This is a genomic window from Cognatiyoonia sp. IB215182 (assembly GCF_033963905.1).
Lineage (GTDB): Bacteria > Pseudomonadota > Alphaproteobacteria > Rhodobacterales > Rhodobacteraceae > Yoonia.
This window is the reverse complement of sequence record NZ_JAXBMB010000074.1, coordinates 1-600: the sequence shown is the minus strand read 5'-3', so window position 1 is coordinate 600 and position 600 is coordinate 1. Positions and strand designations below refer to the sequence as shown.

1 protein-coding gene is annotated in these 600 nt (G+C 65.7%); it reads left to right on the top strand.

Annotation, left to right across the window (positions count from 1 at the left end; all coding sequences use genetic code 11):
* Nucleotides 1-600, top strand: a 600-nt coding sequence (locus tag SLH47_RS26535) for an autotransporter outer membrane beta-barrel domain-containing protein (protein ID WP_320244111.1), incomplete at both ends; no start/stop codon positions are given.

Below are 600 nucleotides of genomic sequence, written 5' to 3'. Positions count from 1 at the left end.
CTACGGGACGGGCAGTACGGATGTCAGCTCTGACCTGGGGGACGGGTCGATCGAGACCAGTGGCCTGGGCCTTGGGCTGGCCGCCACGTGGTATGATGCGCGCCGGTTCTATGTTGACGGGCAGGTGACGCTGACCTCCTACACCAGCGATCTGACCGCGGACAGGCTTGGGACCCTGACGGAGGGCAACAGCGGGACGGGCTATGCGCTGTCGCTGGAGGCCGGACAGCAGCTTGATCTGGGCACGCGGCTGACGGTGACCCCGCAATCCCAGCTGAGCCTGTCGTCGGTGACGTTCAGTGACTTCACGAGTGAGGCGCACCAGGAGGCGGTCGCGCTGAGCGATGCGACCAGCCAGCAGCTGCGGCTTGGGCTTGAGGTCGCGGCGCAGGAGCGTGGGGAGAGTGGCCTTTATGGCATTGTGAACCTGTACCATGAGTTTGGCGCGGGCAGTGAGGTGGAGGTGGCGGGCACGTCGCTGACGACGGAGCGTGAACCCTGGACCCTTGGGGCTGGTCTTGGCGGTAGCTATGCCCTGACCGAGCGTGTGGATCTGTTTGGCGACGTTGCCTATGCCACCGGGCTCAGCAATGCGGGCGA